This window comes from Halosolutus sp. DAT137, assembly GCF_059736405.1.
In genome coordinates, this window is the sequence record NZ_JCAQID010000008.1 from 84021 (window position 1) to 101006 (window position 16986).

The 16986-nt window shown below is 62.6% G+C and carries 20 protein-coding genes; 13 read left to right on the forward strand and 7 right to left on the reverse strand.

Annotated features, from left to right (window positions below; genetic code table 11):
* Positions 1 to 264: 264 nt before the first annotated feature.
* The 4 genes from AC6I6L_RS13580 to AC6I6L_RS13595 all read left to right on the forward strand — a co-directional run bounded on the left by AC6I6L_RS13580 (position 265) and on the right by AC6I6L_RS13595 (position 2671).
* Positions 265 to 603 carry a HalOD1 output domain-containing protein gene (locus tag AC6I6L_RS13580; RefSeq protein WP_497918303.1) on the forward strand — a complete coding sequence of 113 codons (339 nt, stop codon included), beginning with the start codon at positions 265 to 267 and terminating at the stop codon, positions 601 to 603.
* A 212-nt stretch (positions 604 to 815) separates the two neighbouring features.
* Complete coding sequence (locus AC6I6L_RS13585; protein ID WP_497918304.1) at positions 816 to 1130, forward strand: MTH1187 family thiamine-binding protein; 315 nt, start codon at positions 816 to 818, stop codon at positions 1128 to 1130.
* Positions 1131 to 1247: 117 nt separating this feature from the next.
* Positions 1248 to 2180: a methenyltetrahydromethanopterin cyclohydrolase gene (gene mch / locus AC6I6L_RS13590; protein WP_497918305.1), complete on the forward strand. Its 933-nt coding sequence runs from the start codon at positions 1248 to 1250 to the stop codon at positions 2178 to 2180.
* A gap of 2 nt (positions 2181 to 2182) precedes the next feature.
* The gene (locus AC6I6L_RS13595) at positions 2183 to 2671 is read left to right on the forward strand and encodes a double winged helix-containing putative transcriptional regulator (protein ID WP_497918306.1); all 489 of its coding nucleotides are present in this window, start codon (positions 2183 to 2185) and stop codon (positions 2669 to 2671) included.
* A gap of 123 nt (positions 2672 to 2794) precedes the next feature.
* Here AC6I6L_RS13595 and AC6I6L_RS13600 read toward each other — a convergent pair whose 3' ends face one another.
* Entirely contained in the window at positions 2795 to 4399 is a 1605-nt protein-coding gene (locus AC6I6L_RS13600; protein ID WP_497918307.1) for a GTPBP1 family GTP-binding protein, read from the reverse strand.
* A 143-nt stretch (positions 4400 to 4542) separates the two neighbouring features.
* On the opposite strand from AC6I6L_RS13600, the gene AC6I6L_RS13605 reads away from it, so the two are divergent.
* The gene (locus AC6I6L_RS13605) at positions 4543 to 4719 is read left to right on the forward strand and encodes a hypothetical protein (protein WP_497918308.1); all 177 of its coding nucleotides are present in this window, start codon (positions 4543 to 4545) and stop codon (positions 4717 to 4719) included.
* Positions 4720 to 4762: 43 nt separating this feature from the next.
* On the opposite strand, the gene pyrF is transcribed toward AC6I6L_RS13605, so the two are convergent.
* On the reverse strand, positions 4763 to 5563 hold the full coding sequence (gene pyrF, locus AC6I6L_RS13610) for an orotidine-5'-phosphate decarboxylase (protein WP_497918309.1): 801 nt from the start codon (positions 5561 to 5563) through the stop codon (positions 4763 to 4765).
* 159 nt (positions 5564 to 5722) lie between these two features.
* Here pyrF and AC6I6L_RS13615 point away from each other — a divergent pair, with 159 nt between their 5' ends.
* Complete coding sequence (locus tag AC6I6L_RS13615) at positions 5723 to 5995, forward strand: hypothetical protein (RefSeq protein WP_497918310.1); 273 nt, start codon at positions 5723 to 5725, stop codon at positions 5993 to 5995.
* 86 nt (positions 5996 to 6081) lie between these two features.
* On the opposite strand, the gene AC6I6L_RS13620 is transcribed toward AC6I6L_RS13615, so the two are convergent.
* The gene (locus AC6I6L_RS13620) at positions 6082 to 6501 is read right to left on the reverse strand and encodes a VOC family protein (protein ID WP_497918311.1); all 420 of its coding nucleotides are present in this window, start codon (positions 6499 to 6501) and stop codon (positions 6082 to 6084) included.
* 205 nt (positions 6502 to 6706) lie between these two features.
* Between AC6I6L_RS13620 and AC6I6L_RS13625 the strand changes: the two genes are divergently transcribed.
* From AC6I6L_RS13625 to AC6I6L_RS13645, 5 genes are all read left to right on the forward strand, one after another.
* Positions 6707 to 7078: a methylglyoxal synthase gene (locus tag AC6I6L_RS13625; RefSeq protein WP_497918312.1), complete on the forward strand. Its 372-nt coding sequence runs from the start codon at positions 6707 to 6709 to the stop codon at positions 7076 to 7078.
* Between the two features lie 115 nt (positions 7079 to 7193).
* The gene (locus tag AC6I6L_RS13630; RefSeq protein WP_497918313.1) at positions 7194 to 7688 is read left to right on the forward strand and encodes a cation:proton antiporter regulatory subunit; all 495 of its coding nucleotides are present in this window, start codon (positions 7194 to 7196) and stop codon (positions 7686 to 7688) included.
* Positions 7689 to 7723: 35 nt separating this feature from the next.
* Positions 7724 to 9004: a cation:proton antiporter gene (locus AC6I6L_RS13635; protein ID WP_497918314.1), complete on the forward strand. Its 1281-nt coding sequence runs from the start codon at positions 7724 to 7726 to the stop codon at positions 9002 to 9004.
* 236 nt (positions 9005 to 9240) lie between these two features.
* Positions 9241 to 9909, forward strand: a complete 669-nt coding sequence (locus AC6I6L_RS13640; RefSeq protein WP_497918315.1) for an HAD family hydrolase — start codon at positions 9241 to 9243, stop codon at positions 9907 to 9909.
* Between the two features lie 102 nt (positions 9910 to 10011).
* Positions 10012 to 10287 (forward strand): hypothetical protein, encoded by a 276-nt coding sequence (locus AC6I6L_RS13645; protein WP_497918316.1) that lies wholly within the window; start codon positions 10012 to 10014, stop codon positions 10285 to 10287.
* 93 nt (positions 10288 to 10380) lie between these two features.
* On the opposite strand, the gene AC6I6L_RS13650 is transcribed toward AC6I6L_RS13645, so the two are convergent.
* From AC6I6L_RS13650 to AC6I6L_RS13660, 3 genes are all read right to left on the reverse strand, one after another.
* Positions 10381 to 10791, reverse strand: a complete 411-nt coding sequence (locus tag AC6I6L_RS13650) for a DUF7993 family protein (RefSeq protein ID WP_497918317.1) — start codon at positions 10789 to 10791, stop codon at positions 10381 to 10383.
* Positions 10792 to 10884: 93 nt separating this feature from the next.
* Complete coding sequence (locus AC6I6L_RS13655; RefSeq protein ID WP_497918318.1) at positions 10885 to 11337, reverse strand: DUF2240 family protein; 453 nt, start codon at positions 11335 to 11337, stop codon at positions 10885 to 10887.
* 125 nt (positions 11338 to 11462) lie between these two features.
* Entirely contained in the window at positions 11463 to 12104 is a 642-nt protein-coding gene (locus AC6I6L_RS13660) for a ribonuclease H family protein (protein WP_497918319.1), read from the reverse strand.
* A 200-nt stretch (positions 12105 to 12304) separates the two neighbouring features.
* Here AC6I6L_RS13660 and AC6I6L_RS13665 point away from each other — a divergent pair, with 200 nt between their 5' ends.
* Both AC6I6L_RS13665 and AC6I6L_RS13670 read left to right on the forward strand, forming a co-directional pair.
* Positions 12305 to 12670: a DUF7344 domain-containing protein gene (locus AC6I6L_RS13665; protein WP_497918320.1), complete on the forward strand. Its 366-nt coding sequence runs from the start codon at positions 12305 to 12307 to the stop codon at positions 12668 to 12670.
* A 137-nt stretch (positions 12671 to 12807) separates the two neighbouring features.
* Positions 12808 to 13734 (forward strand): DMT family transporter, encoded by a 927-nt coding sequence (locus tag AC6I6L_RS13670; RefSeq protein WP_497918321.1) that lies wholly within the window; start codon positions 12808 to 12810, stop codon positions 13732 to 13734.
* 184 nt (positions 13735 to 13918) lie between these two features.
* On the opposite strand, the gene AC6I6L_RS13675 is transcribed toward AC6I6L_RS13670, so the two are convergent.
* The gene (locus tag AC6I6L_RS13675) at positions 13919 to 16984 is read right to left on the reverse strand and encodes a hypothetical protein (protein WP_497918322.1); all 3066 of its coding nucleotides are present in this window, start codon (positions 16982 to 16984) and stop codon (positions 13919 to 13921) included.
* Positions 16985 to 16986 lie beyond the last annotated feature (2 nt).

Below are 16986 nucleotides of genomic sequence, written 5' to 3' on the forward strand. Positions count from 1 at the left end.
CCAGCGTATTTTTCGAGAACCGAGACAACCGCCTTCGAGACGGAGCGAAGCGAGTTTCGGTCGGAAAGACCACGTTTATTCCGATCGGTTCGACAGACCCCCCGACAGAGGGGCGACGGCGTCTCGCAGTACGGGGAACGGAATGCAACAAATACATTATTTTGAGTGACTTTCACCGACGGTTGTAGAACGATTCTGATCGACGATCGATTTTTATGCTCGCAGATGCTACGGCACAACCAACGATTGAATAGCAGTCCTCCTATGCAAACAGAACCGACACGCGCCACCGAAACGACCGACGGCCGGTACGACCAGGCTAACGACCGCTACGTGTTCAATCACGACAGCGACCAGAGTGCAACGCTCACTGCGACGATCGTCCACGCCCTCGCGTCGATCGCGGACACCGACGTCTCGCAGGGCGAATTTTCGCTCTACGATAGCGTCGATCCGGACGCACTCGAGCGAATATTTGGGGCGAAAGCCGACGGGACAAAGCGAACCGGCGGCCACATCGCGTTCACGGCGCTCGACCACGAGGTTTACGTCTACGCAAACGGCGATATCATCATTTACCCGCCCTCGGACAACCGCCCGTAACGGTCCGGAGGGGCAGGTTTGCGCTCGGTTCGCCGCCTCACGCCAGCGTCGATCGCTCCGTCTCGCCGCCGACCCGTCGAGGACCGTACTGGACGCGTCGTACGGTTCGTTGTCGATCGATTCCGCGAGTGACTAGGATGTCTCGTCTCAGAAATCGAGCGGGACGAGAGCAAGGTACGGATTTAGGGGCTTCGATCGCGTCGAAACCGAGTATGACAGTTATTGGGCTGTTGAGCGTCGCACCGGTGATCGAAGACAGCATGGCAAGCGAGGTTGCAGCCGCCGTCGACGCACTCGACGAGTACGACGTCGAGTACGAGACTAACCCGATGGGCACCGTAATCGAAGCCGAGAGCACGGACGAACTGTTCGCGGCCGCCCAGGCCGCACACGACGCCGTCGACGCCGATCGCGTCAGTACCGTACTCAAGATCGACGACAAGCGGGGGCACACGTCGAGCGCTCAGGAGAAGGTCGACGCTGTTGCCGAGGAACTGGGCCGAGAGCCGACGAGCGCCGGGAAGTGAGCAAACGGGCTGTCTGGACCACCGGGGGATCGAGGAGGCTGGATACGACGTTGACGGAGCGGTCACGGCGGCAGTCGAACTGACAAACTGTTTTAGCGGGGAGACAGAAGGGCTGGTATGGAGAGTCTCAACCGGATGGCGATCGAGCTGGTCGACGAAGCCCTCGAGTACGCCGAGGAGCTGAATATCGGGGGGTACGACCTCGCGAACGAGGCGACGGTACTCGATTTCGGGGTGGAGTTCGACGGCGGGGTCGAAGCGGGGCTGTTGCTGACCGAGATCCAGACGGCCGGCATGGCCACGCCGAGTCACGAACTCGGCGAGATCGGGGGGGCACCGATCCCGTTCGTCGAGCTGACGACCGACCAGCCAGCGCTGTCACTGCTGTGCTCCCAGAAGGCGGGCTGGGAGCTCGCGACCGAAGACTTCGAGGGGCTTGGAAGCGGCCCAGCACGGGCGCTGGTCGCCGAGGAGGCGGAGTTTCGTAAAGTGGGCTACACGGACGCCTTCGACCTGACCGCACTCGCTCTCGAGACCGACAGTCTGCCGCCCGAGTCCGCGGCCGAACAGGTAGCCACCCTCGCTGAGGTCAACACCAGCAGCGTCTTTTTGTTGGCCTACCGAACGGCGAGCCTCGTCGGTTCGATCACGAACGCCGCACGCGCAGCCGAACTCGCCACGTTCCGACTCTCCGAACTCGGCTACGACCCCCTCGACATTGTGTCGGCCACGGGCCGGGCACCCCTCGCACCGGTCGCCGAGGACGAACGGACCGCGATCGCCCGGACGAACGATGCGATCGCCTACGGCGGGACGGCTCACCTGACGGTTCGTGAGGATGCGGACATCTTCTCGGACGTGCCATCGACGGTTGCCGACGATCACGGTCGCTCGTTCGGAACGCTCTTCGACGAACTCGACTGGGAGTTCTCGGAGGTCCCCGCGGACCTGTTCGCCCCAGGGAAGGTGACGATCGACGTACTCGGCGGCCCGACGTACGTCCACGGCGAGACGGACGAGGAACTGCTCGCCGACTCGTTCGACCTGTAGCGATGCAGTTCAAGCCCGTTCCTGTGGCCCCCGACTCGATCGCGTTTCTGGAGACCGTTCGCGAAGCCGTTCCGGGCGATCCCGACGAGACCGACGACTGCTGTGCGCGACTGCTGGAGCGGACCGATCTCGACGAACGCGACGCGGCAGCCGAGTGGCTGACGTTTCTTCGAGCACTCGGGCTCGCAGTCGAGTCGCAATCGGGCTTTCGACGGACACGCTCCGATCCAGACCTCGCGGAGCTACAACGGGCCTTTCGCGATCGCGTCTACGGTGCGGAGGAACTGCTCGCGCGACTCGAGGAGGCGGACGAACCCCTCTCAGCGAGTGCTCTCACGACCGGTCTACGAGAAACCGATCGAGACGGTGATCGACGCGCCCGATCGGGCCGGGCCGACGGAGACGAAGGCGATCGAATCGAACGACTACTGGAGTGGGCCGCGTTGCTCGGGTTGGTCGATCGAACCGAGGACGGCTATCGACGGGCGTAGACACTCCGACGATGGGAAGGACGACGGGCGCGGACCCCGACGCCGGGCACAGCGATCGATCTGGATCTGGAGTCTGTGTTCTCGTCGAGAACCTCGCGTTCAGAGAGCGCCGAAACATCCCTCTCAGCGGACGGGGTGAACGTCGGTCACGGTTCCGACGCCCTTGCTTCGCCCCTCGCGGAAGACGAACTTCTGGCCCTCCTCGACGAGGTATGGGCGGAACTTGAACCGGACGGTGGTCTCCCCCGTATCGCCGGGGAGGAGTCGCCCCTCCGTGGGGTGGAACGCGGCAGCCTCACCGATCGTCTCCAGGTGAACGACGGGTTCGTAGCCGTCCCCGATCCGGGTGGGGTGGTTGAGGACCATCACTTCGGCCTCGAACTCCCGGACTGGCTCGGGATCGGCGTCGGCCGGGAGGAGAACCATTCCGCGCTCGATCGCACTCTCCTTGATTCCCTTGAGGGCGATGCCGACGATTCGGCCCGCGCGGGCTTTGTCGACCTGGTGGTAGTGCATCTCGATCGATCGTACTTCGACCTCCTGAAAGCGCCCATCGGGCATCGGGCCGATGAGGAGATCGTCGCCCGTTTCGACCTCGCCGGCCATAACGGTGCCCGAGGCCACCGCGCCGACACCGGTGACCGAGTAGCTTCGATCGACGTACATTCTGAATTCGCCGGTGTCCTGGGACGTTTTCGGGAGTCGATCGAACAGTTCGTCGAGCGTGTCGAGACCGTCCATCGTGATGGCGCTGGTCGACACGATCGGAACGACGCGTTCGTTGACTTCCTCGATCGCCGCGTCGACGCCGTGGCGGGCGACCCGCAGCGGCGACTTATCGACCTCACGGAGCAGTCGTTCGACCTCCCGTTCGACCTCCGTAACGCGATCGTCGTCGACGGCGTCGGTTTTCGTGATCGCGACGATCGTCGGCAGTTCGGTCGCCAAGAGGACACCGAGGTGTTCGCGCGTCGTGCGCGTGGGACCGTCGTCGGCGGCGACGACGAGCAACCCGTAATCGAGTTTCTGCCCGACCAGGCCGCGGATCGTCGTCCGCAGCCAGGGTTCGTGGCCGACGGTGTCGACGAACGAGACGAGACGGTCGGCCTCCTCGACGACTTCGGCGCGATCGGTCTTACGGTTGGGATTCCGGACGCGGATGGGGCCCTCGTCGTCGTCGAAACCGTAGACGGCGTACGAGAGGTCCGCGGAGAGGCCACGTTCGACCTCGTGGGGCTGGACGTCGAGGAACGCGCGCGTGGCACCGTCGCCGTCGTCCGGGTTCCCGGTGACGAGTGAGCCAACGAGCGTGCTCTTTCCGTGATCGACGTGGCCGGCAGTTCCGATGACGACGTGTTCGTCGTCCGTCTCGAGAACCGCGCCGTCGTGGATGATGGCGACGCCGACGAGACCGTCTTTGACGCCCCACGTCTGGACGTCATCGATGTGGGCGTCGGCCTCTTCTGCGAGCAGGGAGAGGACGTCCATCGATTCGGAGAACGAATCCGAGTCGATGCCCGCGAGTCCGCCGTCGTCAGTGACGCCAACAACGTACGTCGCCTCGCCGTCTCCGGAGAGGAGTCGGTGGCGAAGCTGTGCGGCCAGACTCTCCCGTCGTCCACCCTCGAGGTGAACGTTCCGTAGAAGGCGTTCCTTGAATTCGACGTTCCCTCCGTCCTGTTCGCCACGGTCCAGGGCTCGCTCGAGGAGAGCCCGGTCACGGCTCATACCGTTCGGTAGCGGCTCACATGGCAAAAGCCTTCTCGTGCGTTGTCAACGGGAGACACGGTAGCGCTACCGAGAGCGACGATGGAGTTCGGAAGCGCCGATCCGGCCCCGGTTTCATAGCCTTCGAGTCCGTACGCTGAGACATGAGCGTAAGCGGACTCTGCCAGATCTGTGAATCCCGAACCGCCGAGGAGCGGTGTCGCAACTGCGGGACGTTCGCCTGTTCGGTCCACTACGATCGCGACGCGAGACTGTGTGCGGACTGCGCCGCACAGGCCCGTCCCGGTGGGAACGAGGACGTCGACATCAATCGCTTCTGACCAGCCGAACACCCGTAGAGACACCGAGGTCGATCGCTTCGAACTACTCGCGATAGCGGTTCAATCGATCTTTCAGCCGCTTTGCGGCCTGTCCGCTCGCCGTTGCGAACGCTTCTCCCTCGTTTTCGCCCGCGAAGATGATTCCCCGAGAGGAGTTGACTAACCCGACGCCGTTGGCCAGTCCGAACTCGACTGCAGCCTCGGCATCACCGCCTTGCGCACCGATTCCGGGGACGAGGAAGGGCAGGTCGGGAACCTGCTCGCGGAGGTCCTCGAGTTCCTCGGGCTGGGTCGCGCCGACGACGAGTCCGACGTTGTCGTTCTCGTTCCAGAGGTCCGCAAGTGCTGCGACGCGTTCGTAGACCGCCTCACCGCTGTCGAGTTCGAGATCCTGCAGGTCCGCGCCGCCGGGGTTCGACGTGCGACAGAGGATGAAGACGCCCGACTCTTCGTCCGCCAGAAACGGCTGTAGCGAGTCCCGACCCATGTACGGGTTGACCGTGATCGCATCGACTCGCTCGAGGGCCTCGGCGTACTGGCGGGTCGTATTTCCGATGTCCGCCCGCTTTGCATCCAGCAGGACTGGAACCCCTTTTCCGTGGGCGTAGGCGATCGTCTCATCGAGTGCGCGCCAGCCGTCGGGGTCCTCGTAAAAGGCCGCGTTCGGTTTGTAGATCGCGGCGTGTTCGTGGGTCGCGTCGATGATCCGGCGGTTGAACGCCCACCGCGGCAGGTCGTACTCCTGGAGGTGGTCGGGGATGCGCGACGGATCCGGGTCGAGTCCGACGCTCACCACGCTATCGACCGTCCGAATCCGATCGTGCAGGCGATCGAAGAAGTTCATGCTGGCGAGTGGCCACCCGACGGTCGAAAAGGTTGCTATCCACGGTCTCCCGGACATCGACCGTCCGATCGAGATGATTGCCATCTGTGTGAGACTCACAGGCGTTCGCCAACGTGATTTGACGGTACTTATTTGTCGGTCGTTGTGGACGACCACGGTATGCAACACGGACAGCAACGGACATCGTCCTCGCGCCTCGGTCGACTTCGCGATCGCGTTCGATCGACGCTCACTCCTAACGCCGGCGACCAGACCGATGCGACTGGCAGGAGCGACCCGGCGGCAGACGCGCCGGGGGCGACAGACGATTCGACGGGTAATCTCTTTCACTGCTCGACCTGTGGGGTCGTGTTCATCGCGTCGGAGAAACAGACGTGCTCGGGGTGTGAAAACGACGTCGAGCAGGTTCCGTCGACGCTCGGGAACCGATAATTCTGCGGACGGGTTTCCTCGGGACGTACCGCCGGCGCTCGGCTATCATTGGAATCCGTGGATGCTGCGGACAACACTCCCAGCGGTCAGCGTTCGAGAACCTCAACCAGGTTTTCCTCCGGATCTCGAAGAAACAGGATCGAGGTTCCGCTTTCGGTCGTCTGTGGCTCGCTGATCGTCGGCACGTCCGCGGGCAAGTCAGCGAAGAACGCGTCGAGGTCGTCGACCGAAACCGCGAGGTGGGTCGCCCCCGGCTGGTTGAGTCCGGCCGCCGGCGAGGGCCGTGCTTCGGGGGCGTACTCGACGAGTTCCAGTCGGATGTCGCCGGCGTCGAGGTGGACGAACTGGGCGCGTGCCTCCTCGACGCCGACACCCTCGGCAAACGCCGTCCCGCCGACCGTGAACCGATCGAGGACGTCCAGTTCCAGCACGTCGCGGTAGAACGCGACGGTCGCTTCGAGGTCGCTGACGGTGATACCGACGTGGTGTGCGCTGCAATCGGCCATATCACCACTCTCGTAAGGAGACGGGAAAACCGTTCGACTGCGGCAGGCACGGCATCCGACGGTCAACCGACCGCAGGCGAGGGTGTCTCACTCGATCGTCAGGGGTATCCGACGATGCGTACACAGGCCGGGGACCGTCGTCGCCGCCTGCGACCGATCGCCGTCGAACGCCTAGCGTTTTCTCCCCCGAAACGAATGCAGACCTATGACGCGCATCGCGCTGATCGCACACGACGAAAAGAAGCCGGACCTGATCGAGTTCGCCCAGCGCCACGAGGAACAGTTGGCGGAGTACGACCTCGTCGGAACCGGGACGACCGGCAAGCGATTGATCGACGCGACGGATCTCGAGGTCGAACGCAAGTCCTCGGGCCCGCTCGGCGGCGATCTCCAGATCGGCGGCGAGATCGCGGCGGGGCAACTCGACGGGATCGTCTTCCTCAGGGATCCGCTGCGGGCCCAGCCACACGAACCCGACATCTCCGCCCTCTTGCGCATCTGTGACGTTCACGACGTGGCGCTGGCGACGAATCTCGCGTCGGCGACGTTCCTGATCGAGGGGCTCGGCTCGGCGTAAGTATCGATTTGACCTCCCGCCCCGGCCAGGGAGTTGCGATCGAATCGGGACGTGGCAGTATCAGTGGACCAAGCGGTGTCACGCCATTTATTATCTGTCGCTCCGGATTTCGTGTATGACCATCTACGAGAGTGACCTTCCTGGGGTCGGAAAAAAGTTCGAGGTCGAACTCGATGACGGGACGAGACTCGTCATCGTGACACACAATACGGGGAAACGAGAGGTGTACCTGAAGCCGGACGAGGACGCTGACAGCGAGAAGCTGTTCGAGGCGTCCGATCGGCTCGCGCGCAAGATCGGGACGATCCTCGAAGGTGCGTATTTCCAGCCGGTCCAGACCGATCGCGTCGAGACGATGCTCTCGGACGATACCTTCCTCGAGTGGTACGGAGTCACCACGGATGCGGAAATCGACGGTCAGAGTATCGCTGAGGCACAAATCCGAGAACGAACGGGAGTTTCGATCGTCGCGGTCCAGCGCGACGACGAGGTGGTGACGCCGCCGACGCCGGAAACCGTCATCGAAGCCGGCGACACGCTGGTCGTCGTCGGTGACCGAGAGGCCTGTATCGAATTCGAGAAGCTGCTCGGCGAGAATCACGAGGCGTAGGTCAGCAATGATGACGAGGCTGGGGGTGAGCGGAAGTGACAGCTGAATCGACCGCACTCATAGACGTTGGTGTTCTGTTTGCCGCCGTTGCACTCGCCGGGTTGCTTGCCAAACGGATCAACCAGTCGGTGATTCCGTTCTACATTCTCGTCGGGATGATACTTGGCGAGTACGTCCTCGGACGGATCGATTTCCCGGCCCTTCTGGGAACCGACCTCGTCCCCCACGGGACCGAACTCACCCTTCTCGAAACCGATTTCATCTACCTGGGGGCCGAACTCGGAATCGTCCTTCTGTTGTTTTTCCTCGGGCTCGAGTTCAATCTCGATCGGCTCATCGCGGCTAAAGAGCGGATCGGGAAGGCCGGCACGGTCGATCTCGTGATTAATTTCGGGATCGGGCTCATCCTCGGCTGGGTTATCTTTGGCTCGTTCCTCCCGGCGTTTCTCACCGCCGGCATCGTTTACATCTCCTCGAGTGCGATCATCACGAAGTCGCTGATCGACCTCGGCTGGATCGCAAACGACGAAGCGAACCCGATGCTCGGAACGCTCGTCTACGAGGACCTCTTTATCGCCGTCTACCTGGCGATCGCCTCGGCGCTGGTCCTGGGCGGCGGCGACGTGAGCGAGGCAGCGGGCCAGATCGGGATCGCGATCGGGTTCATCCTCGCACTGCTCGTGCTCGTCTACCTCGGGACGACGTGGTTCCAGCGGAGCCTCGAAACCGACTCCCACGAGTTTATTGTGCTCCGGGCACTCGGGATCACGATCCTCATCTCCGGTGCCGCGCTCTCTCTGGGCGTCAGCGAAGCCGTTGCGGCGTTCTTCGTCGGAATGGCATTCTCTTCTACGGATCACGTCCACGATCTCGAAAGCCTGCTCGAACCGCTTCGGGACACGTTCGCGGCGGTGTTTTTCTTCTGGATCGGCCTGATAACCGATCCGATGCTATTCCTGGGCGTCATCGGGATCATCGCGCTCGCGGTTCTCCTGACGACCCCCTCGAAACTCGTCAGCGGCTACCTCGGCGGTCGCATCTACGATCTCAACGAGCGCCGCTCCGTTCGAGTCGGTCTCGGCATGACCACTCGAGGCGAGTTCTCGCTGATCATCGCCAGTATCGCCCTCGCGGGGGCGGGAACCGGTCTCGCTGAAGGGACCGCCGAGACCGTCTACGCCTTCGCCGTCGGTTACGTACTGTTCATGAGCATTCTCGGCACGACGCTCATGCAGTACTCGGACAGGATCGAATCGACCGTCGTCCCGTTCCTCGAGAGCAGGACCGACGGAGCGGCCCGGCCGACCGACGACTGATACGGATTAGTGACCGTCGGTACCGCCGAACGGCGAACCGTCTTGGCCGATCTGCGGTAATTGATGACACTGATCCGTATGAGAGAGGGGGCTGTTCTACCGCGTTACCGGCGATGTGGAGGGTTCGTCGGAGTACGTCGCTCTTGCTCCGCCCGCAGTAGCCGTTCGTTCTCCGCCCGCTCTGCGAGCCGGTCAGAAGAGGTAGCTTCAAACGCTTCGAGACCCCTTTGTGGAGTATGCCACGGGCGATCGTCTTCGACCTCGATTACACCCTCGCCGTTCCCCGACGAGATCGAGCGACGATCCTCTCGGAAGCCACGGACGCCGCCGACGCACCCGACCTCTCTCGGGGCGAGTACCTCGCGGCCCACCGCCAGCACCTCACCCGTGAGACGAGAGAACCGATCTTCGCGGCGTTGCTTGCCGACCGAGACAGCGACGTCGACCCGGCCGCCGTCGCGCGAGCCTACCGCGAGTCGATCGCGGCCGCGATCGAACCGCTTCCCGGCGTCGAGGGAATGCTCGATCGTCTTCGCGAGGAGTATCGCGTCGGTCTGTTGACCAACGGACCCGTCGTCGCACAACGGGACAAACTGGCGACGCTCGGATGGGAAGACGCTTTCGACGCCGCGCTCGTCACCGGCGAACTCGAGGCCGGCAAACCCGACCGGCGTGCGTTCGAAGCGATCGTCGCGGACCTGGCGGTCGATCCCGGAGACGCGATCTACGTTGGTGACGAAGTCGAAGCGGACATCTACGGCGCGACCAACGCCGGTCTCCAGGCGATTCAGGTCCTCCAGCCCGACGGTCCCGACCCGGACCCGCGTGCGATCGCCCACGTCGAACAGGGCGACGTCGCGACGGCGGTCCCGCGGGCGCTCGACTCGATCGACACACCGACTTGACGGTCTCCCCTCGCTTCCGGCGACCGACCGCCCTCTGAAGTCGAGACGGATGGGCGACGTGGGACCACAACGCACTCGGTACCGCCGTCCGTTTCACTTCGTATGACACAGACCGTCGACGAACTCCGAAACGAAATCCGACTGGCCGTAGGAAGGCACGAACGAATTGAATCGACCGCGTTTACGAAAGAAGCCCTGGCCGCGATCTGTGATGCCGTCGGTGACGATACCGATCGGAATCAACTGCCGCCGACACCCGAGATGCGTGCGGAAATTCTCCGAACGATCGACGGCCTGGATGACGCATCCGAGAATGCGGCGCGTCCGTTCAGGAAAGCACAACTCGAATCGATCGCGGAGGTGCTTCGAGACGAGTAGCGACACCGCCTCGGATTTCGGTCACTGTATTCGGTCACTGCTATTCGACTGCACCCCCCACACGAGTGCGCCTGCGACCCAGTGATGGCATCTTTACGATCGATCGACGATCGATCGGACCGCCGACTGGACGACGTCGGAGGCTCGCTTGACTTCGGCACCGCTCTCGACGAAGACGAGCACGCTCGGAGGTTCCGTCGCTTTTGGCCTGACGCGGAGACCGGCGGCTTCGGCTGCGTCGATCGCTGCGTCCTGTCCACTACTGAATTCGAGACGTAACCGATTGTCGTGGACGAACGCGCGTGCGAGGCGCGCGCCGTCTTCGTCCCCGTCGCCGCGGATACCCGTTACGTCGTACGCTCGCGACCCGTCTGGGGTTGGTTCGACGTCCCGATCGGCGTTCACGACGGCGACGCGACCGAGAACACCGTCGTTGCGCCCGTCGAGTTCCGACGCGAGCAGTTCTGCGATCCGACGCCCGTCGGTGATCCGTTGCTCGACCATACTGATCGATCGACACACCAGTCCCTAATGCCTTCGATCAGCGCCGATCGCGGCCCCAGCGGACAGCAGATCAGCGTCTGCCCCATTACTTACTTATTGGTCGTCGGTCAGCGCCGATCGAGCGATCGGGGCGACATCGTCCACGTCGATGCCCTCCCGGTGGGCGTAGACGACGGCAGCGGCTTCGATCGTGAGACCGAGTTCGCGCTGGAGCGTGTTAATCGAGCCGACGGCGACCTGCTTTTCGACGCCATCCGCGACGAGGGCGTCGAGAACCTGCTCGAAGGCCGATCGTTCCTGCAGAATGTCGTTGTCGGGGACGAAGTCGTCCGGGATCGATACCGCCGTCGGATCGAACGCGAGTTCGAGTTCGCCACCGTCGCGGACGAGCAGCGATTCGCGGGTTGCGATGTCGATCAGCCGCTGTGACTGATCGGGGGAAAACCAGTCGCGATCGAGCGATAGCGCGACGACGAACTCGTTTTCCCGGAGGCGTCGGGTACCGTTCTGGGCGAACGGGGCGGCGACGGCGACGCGGAGGCTCATCGAACACGACTCTCGTGAGCGACGAAATAACGGTAGCGGTTCCGCTCGATCCGGGCGGGGTTTCGAACGGCGATCGATTTCCGTCGGGTGTCAAGGAACGCGAATCAGACGACGGCAGGGCGTCACTAGTCGGACGCCTGCCCGCGGCCGCCGTTACGATCCGCGCGAGACGGCGGCGGGAACTCCGTCGTTCCGGTCGGCTCGGGGGGTTCCGGCAGGACACAGCGGTCCGGTTCGCGGTTGACGTGTCGATACTGGGTCGGCGCGTTGGCCAGCGGGTGTGCGGGGTTCTGGTCGCTGTCGATCCGGGCGGCACGGATCTCGTCGAACGAACTGAGCCGTGCCTGGATGCCCCGCCAGTGATACCGGGTCGCAGCGGGGACCGAAATCGGGCGTGGCGGGGTCCGATCCGGATGACTCGCCGCGAGAACGGTGTTGTTGACGTTGCTAGCGAGGGCGTCGTGATCGACGAGTATGCCGACGCTTGCCTCACGGGGTGTTCGAGCCGCGAGGACGTCGAGTCCGAGGTGCAACGCCCGATACTCGGCGACGTTGTTGTCCGGCGGCGTATCCGTCGTCGCGACGCGGGCGACGCGGGTGCCGTCTCGCGTTTCGATAACCGCACCCAGCCCACCACCGGATTCGCGGAAAGACCCATCGGTAGCGACGTAGAAGTCACGATGGTGGGTGCGAGGAGGGTGGGCAATGTGGGGCGTCGGTGACTCGTCGAACAGGTCCCGCAAGGCGGGTCGGCCGTGAGCGGCCATGAATCACAGTTGGACATTCCAAAACTTAACTGTTCTGACGGCCGTAGCATGCTACATCGTGGTACGATAGCCGATTACGCTCGCGTCGATCGAACGACCGTGCCGTCTGTCGGTTTCGATCGGGTCGGTGCGATCCCTTCGATCGACGACCAATCTCTTTAGGCGACGTGTGTATTACGTGGGCCGGCCTCGGACCGAGTATGAGCCAGACCAGGGCCTCGCGCATGGAAGCCGCATGCTCGCTACTCGCGGAGTCGGAGCGCCGATTTCTGCTTTACCAACTGGCTGAAGCCGAGACTGCGAACCTCGAGGACCTCCTCGAACAGATCGCCGCGTGGAAACTGGATCTCCCACCCGGGAGGATCGAGACGGAGCACGAGCAGCGACTGTACGTCTCGATGGTCCACAACCACCTCCCGCGACTCGCAGATCACGATATCGTCGAGTACGACCTCCGAAGCGGTGACGTCGTCCTCGCGGAGGGGTTCGACGACATCAGAGGCCTGTTAGACCAGTTCAGACAGACGGAGGACAGACTGGAAATCCGTCAGCTCCCGCCGCTGTAAGCCGCTTCTGGGCGGAAGTCGATCGCGTTTCGTTACGGTAGTACGCCGCTGGTCGGCCGTGCGATCGATTCTGGTGGCTTCGTCCGCCGACAGTCACGAATCGAAATACATAGGCCCCGTCTCCGACGATCACCGGTGTGAGCCGGTACCGAAATATCGCCCTCTTTCTGACACTTGCTGCCCTGTGGGGGACGGCGTTCGTCGCGATCAGCGCGGGTCTCGAGCACTATCCACCGGTGTTGTTCGCAGCGCTCCGATACGATATCGCGGGGCTACTCATGCTCGGGTACGCCGTCCACGTCACGGACGACTGGCAGCCCCGCGGTCGCAGCGAGTGGGCCGTCGTCACCGTCGGTGCCGTGTTCCTGATCGCAGCGTATCACGCGTTCCTGTTCGTCGGCCAACAGAACACGACCGCCGCTGCAGCGGCGATCCTCGTGAGCCTCTCGCCGGTCCTGACCACCGGGTTCGCACGGGCGCTGGTCCCAAGCGACGCCCTCTCGGCCGTCGGTATCGTCGGCGTCATCATCGGACTGATCGGTGTGGCCGTGATCGCCCAGCCCGATCCGTCGAATCTACTGGCGACCGACGTCGTCGCGAAGGCCCTCGTATTCTGTGCGGCTGCCTCGTTCGCCCTCGGGAGCGTTCTCACGCGACGCATCGACGCGTCGCTCCCGATCGAAACGATGGAAGCCTGGTCGATGCTTGGCGGCGCGTTACTCATGCACCTCGTGAGCCTCGGTCTCGGTGAACCGATCGAACCGGCCACCTGGACCCACCCGGAGGCGATCGGCGCACTCGGCTATCTCGCCGTGGTCGCGAGCGCGATCGGCTTCCTACTGTACTTCGACCTGCTCGAGCGACTCGGGGCCGTCGAGATCAACATGGTCTCGTACGTCGCGCCGGTCTTTACGGCCATCGTCGGCTTCCTCTATCTTGGCGAGGTCGTCGACACGACGACGCTCGTCGGATTCGGCCTCATCGCCGTCGGATTCGTCCTGGTCAAACGTCGGGCGCTTCGTGATGAACTCCGAGCGGCCTCCCGCCGCCAGTCGAGCGACTGAGAGAGAGACTCGCAAAACGTGTTACCCTACGGTTCGCACGTGCGCTCCCGGCGGCGTATCGGCTGACACCAACCGTCGTCGTGACACAGACGATCGTCGGCTTGCCGCCGATCGATAGCGAGACGAGTTCGGGGCGATGTGGACGTGGGAGGCGACGAACGCGAAACGGTGTGTTCGCGAGACGCTACGAGTTGTCGCCAGCACCGATCGCCGCGATCGCGTCCCGCCACGTCGTCTCTCCGACCGCGGTATCGTCGAGATAGTGAGTCTGGAACGCAACGCCTCGGTACTCGTCGAATTCATCGACCGTCTCGATTTCGAGCGGCGTCTCGGTGAGTTCGGTTCCGTCCGCCTCGAACAATCGTAGCTGCACCGCGGTATCGGTCCAGTCGACGACGAACTCGTACTCCGTCTCGCCGTCCAGATCGATCTTGCGTTCTTCGAGGTTTGAATAGTCCCCATCACCGGTATAGCTGTAGAACTGAACGGTCGCGTCGCTGCTTGGATGTTGACTCGTCGGATCGAGTGTGGCCCTATACCCACGGAGCGGATCGTCGCGATCGACGCCAAAGTTGAATATGGCGACGACATCCTCGTCGCCGAGCAAGACCGTCGTACTGATTCGGTCACCAGGTTTGGGGTAATAGTTCAGATCGTGGCCGGTCAGCCCCGGTGCGGCGTACAGCCGGGTGCTGTCGCCCATTACGAGGCGATCGTACGTGATATCGTGATGGTACGTTGGATCCCCATAGAGCTCGTCTGGGTAGTAGACATAATAGCGATCGTCAAGACCGCCGGCCGGGTACTCGAAGCGGTCGATCAGTCCAGGTTCGCTCTCGACCTCATCCTTGGGAACGAGTTCGAGGAACGTGAGCTTCTGATTGATTGCGTCGTCCGTCGGTTCGATCTGAAGCTGCCCGTCGGTGACTTCGACGGTTCCCCGGTGCATGGTAAAGTTCGACCCGCCCGATCCCTCCTGGTCGACGAACGTCGTGTTCTCGACGACGACGCTGTTATCCGAATTGTTGTAGTCGGGATCGCCCATCACGAGCTTCATGTCGTACGTCCCGTTGGGGACGTCGATCGCCCAGACTTCCGCTTCGGCGTCTATCGCATCATGGTTCGGGTGATTCATGTGCGCGAGCGTATCGTAGCGAACGTCGTCGTCGGATCCGCGTTCGCGATACTCTTCGACCGGGCCGCCGATCCACCCGTAGTCGATCTCACCGTCGTGATTGCCGTACTCGCGACCAACGTCGGCGAGGTAGCCGTCGGGGGTTTCGGCGTTCATCCCCGCGACCGGCGGCTGGAAGTTGACGAAGACCGACGTTGGATCGGCTTCGGGTTCGCTCGCACCGGAGTCGTACGCGCTCGGGACCCACTCCCAGCTATCGGGGTCCCACACGAGCAACTCCTCGACGGTCTCTCCGTCTTCGAGTTCGAACGCTGTCGTTCCGGAGTCGGCCGCATCGATCGTCCCGTCGAGTGCGCCGTCGGACCCGAAGGCGATCTGGACCTCGTCGTCGGTGTCGTTCGTCACGATGAACGCCCCATCTTCGACCGCGCCGTCGATCGCGTTCGCGTCGACTGCAAGGAGCTCGACGGTGAGCCACGCTTCCTCGATCGGGTCCCAGATTGAGAGTTCGGAGACGACCTCGTCCGCGTCCGCCTGGTAGCTGTTCGTGCCGGGTGCTGCGGTCACCTCGGTCCCGTCGAGTCTGCCGTCAGAGCCGAACAGGAGTGTTGCGTCCTGTTCCATCCCATTTTCGACGACAACGTCCTCGCCATCGAGGTATACCGTAATCGCAGACGGATCGACGCGTTCAGTGAGGTCGAGTTCCACCCAGTCCCCATCAAAAATATACACGTGTGCAACCGACGCTGCTGATTCGAGTTCGATGGTGTTCGTTCCCGGCAGAATCGGCGGCATCTTCCCGACGAGATCACCGTCTTCGTCTTCGAGTTTGAGTCGCGAGTACCACTCGCCGTCGTTTTCGACGGTGAGCGTCTCGCCGACTTTCACGCCGGCGAAGTCGTCGGCCGTTACGTTGTAGTTCATGAGCGCCTCCTCCTGATCGTCCCAGGCAGCGGTCGCGTGCTCGACGCTCTGTGCGATGTTGTCGGGGAACTGTTCGATCAATCGCTCCATAATTAACGGAACGTCGTGATCGTCCCCATCGAACGACTCGACCGCCGCCTCGAACTCGGGAAGCGCCGCTTCGATACCAGCGAGCCGTTCGTGGACGTCGATCAGCCACTCGTTGTGCATCTGCTCGTCGACCGACCAGTCCGTCGGATCGATCGGATCGGCGAACGTATCAACGTCGACGAGATCCAACAGCGGTTGGAACGCCGATGCGAGCGGGTCGATTTCGAGGACGAACCGGTTGCGATCGATCGTTTCGTACAACTCCGTGAAGAAGAACTGCTTCTTTCGAGCGACGGAGTCAATCCAGAGATTGACGCGATCACCGATCTCCGGTAGCTCACTGCTCCACAGATCGGCACTGTCGTTTCCGTACGGAATAAAAAAGAGCGTGTCAAAGTTATCTCTGGGCAAGGCTCGAAACCGGACGCGACGCGTGATGGTTTCACCGGCGGGGATCACGTCGATAACGGCGTCGTCGGGATGGATCGAGGGCCAACTTTCGTATTCTTCCATGGACCCTGAGTACGGACTGAATCCTCGCATCGTGTTGTAGATGCCGACGTTTTCGAAGTCCTCTGCAGAGTCGTTGCGAATAACAATTTCCACTTCGGTGAACGTATCCTCCTCGGGGAGCCACTGATGGATATACGGAACGTTCGCCGGTGGTGTCTCGGTGAGTGCCGCGGTGAGTTCCGGAGTGGTTCCAGCCGAGAACTCCGTTCTGGTCGATTCGAGACTCGCTGCGTATGCCGACTCAGTGTCACGGATGTCCGACAGGAAGTCGAGAATGTCTGTCGCTTTGTCTTCGGTTGGATTTATCGAGTACGAAACCAACTTGGCGTAAAGCCTTCGACGGAGGAGTCGTTTCTCCATCGCGAGTGTACCGAACTCGGTGACCGCCTCATCAGTGAGAACGTCGTGTTGGGTCCCAGTCGTGGAATTGCGAAGTTGATCCTCGAGTGAGTCCTCTTCGCTACGAGATTGGTCCCAGTGGTCAATGTAGGCGTCGATCGTCGAATCGACCGCCTCGTAATCGTTCGCCTCGAGTTGTGATTCTAGATCGTCGAACAGCGTCTCGAACGTGGATTCTGTGAGTGGCATTG

Coding starts and splice junctions, on each gene's coding strand:
- AC6I6L_RS13655 (WP_497918318.1), bottom strand. CDS start 11,337: ATGAGCCTCCGCGTCGCCGTCGCCGCCCCGTTCGCCCAGAACGGTACC.
- AC6I6L_RS13650 (WP_497918317.1), bottom strand. CDS start 10,791: ATGGTCGAGCAACGGATCACCGACGGGCGTCGGATCGCAGAACTGCTC.
- AC6I6L_RS13585 (WP_497918304.1), top strand. CDS start 816: ATGACAGTTATTGGGCTGTTGAGCGTCGCACCGGTGATCGAAGACAGC.
- mch (WP_497918305.1), top strand. CDS start 1,248: ATGGAGAGTCTCAACCGGATGGCGATCGAGCTGGTCGACGAAGCCCTC.
- AC6I6L_RS13630 (WP_497918313.1), top strand. CDS start 7,194: ATGACCATCTACGAGAGTGACCTTCCTGGGGTCGGAAAAAAGTTCGAG.
- AC6I6L_RS13660 (WP_497918319.1), bottom strand. CDS start 12,104: ATGGCCGCTCACGGCCGACCCGCCTTGCGGGACCTGTTCGACGAGTCA.
- AC6I6L_RS13675 (WP_497918322.1), bottom strand. CDS start 16,984: ATGCCACTCACAGAATCCACGTTCGAGACGCTGTTCGACGATCTAGAA.
- AC6I6L_RS13615 (WP_497918310.1), top strand. CDS start 5,723: ATGCAACACGGACAGCAACGGACATCGTCCTCGCGCCTCGGTCGACTT.
- AC6I6L_RS13580 (WP_497918303.1), top strand. CDS start 265: ATGCAAACAGAACCGACACGCGCCACCGAAACGACCGACGGCCGGTAC.
- AC6I6L_RS13645 (WP_497918316.1), top strand. CDS start 10,012: ATGACACAGACCGTCGACGAACTCCGAAACGAAATCCGACTGGCCGTA.
- AC6I6L_RS13640 (WP_497918315.1), top strand. CDS start 9,241: ATGCCACGGGCGATCGTCTTCGACCTCGATTACACCCTCGCCGTTCCC.
- AC6I6L_RS13625 (WP_497918312.1), top strand. CDS start 6,707: ATGACGCGCATCGCGCTGATCGCACACGACGAAAAGAAGCCGGACCTG.
- pyrF (WP_497918309.1), bottom strand. CDS start 5,563: ATGAACTTCTTCGATCGCCTGCACGATCGGATTCGGACGGTCGATAGC.
- AC6I6L_RS13620 (WP_497918311.1), bottom strand. CDS start 6,501: ATGGCCGATTGCAGCGCACACCACGTCGGTATCACCGTCAGCGACCTC.
- AC6I6L_RS13600 (WP_497918307.1), bottom strand. CDS start 4,399: ATGAGCCGTGACCGGGCTCTCCTCGAGCGAGCCCTGGACCGTGGCGAA.
- AC6I6L_RS13665 (WP_497918320.1), top strand. CDS start 12,305: ATGAGCCAGACCAGGGCCTCGCGCATGGAAGCCGCATGCTCGCTACTC.
- AC6I6L_RS13605 (WP_497918308.1), top strand. CDS start 4,543: ATGAGCGTAAGCGGACTCTGCCAGATCTGTGAATCCCGAACCGCCGAG.
- AC6I6L_RS13595 (WP_497918306.1), top strand. CDS start 2,183: ATGCAGTTCAAGCCCGTTCCTGTGGCCCCCGACTCGATCGCGTTTCTG.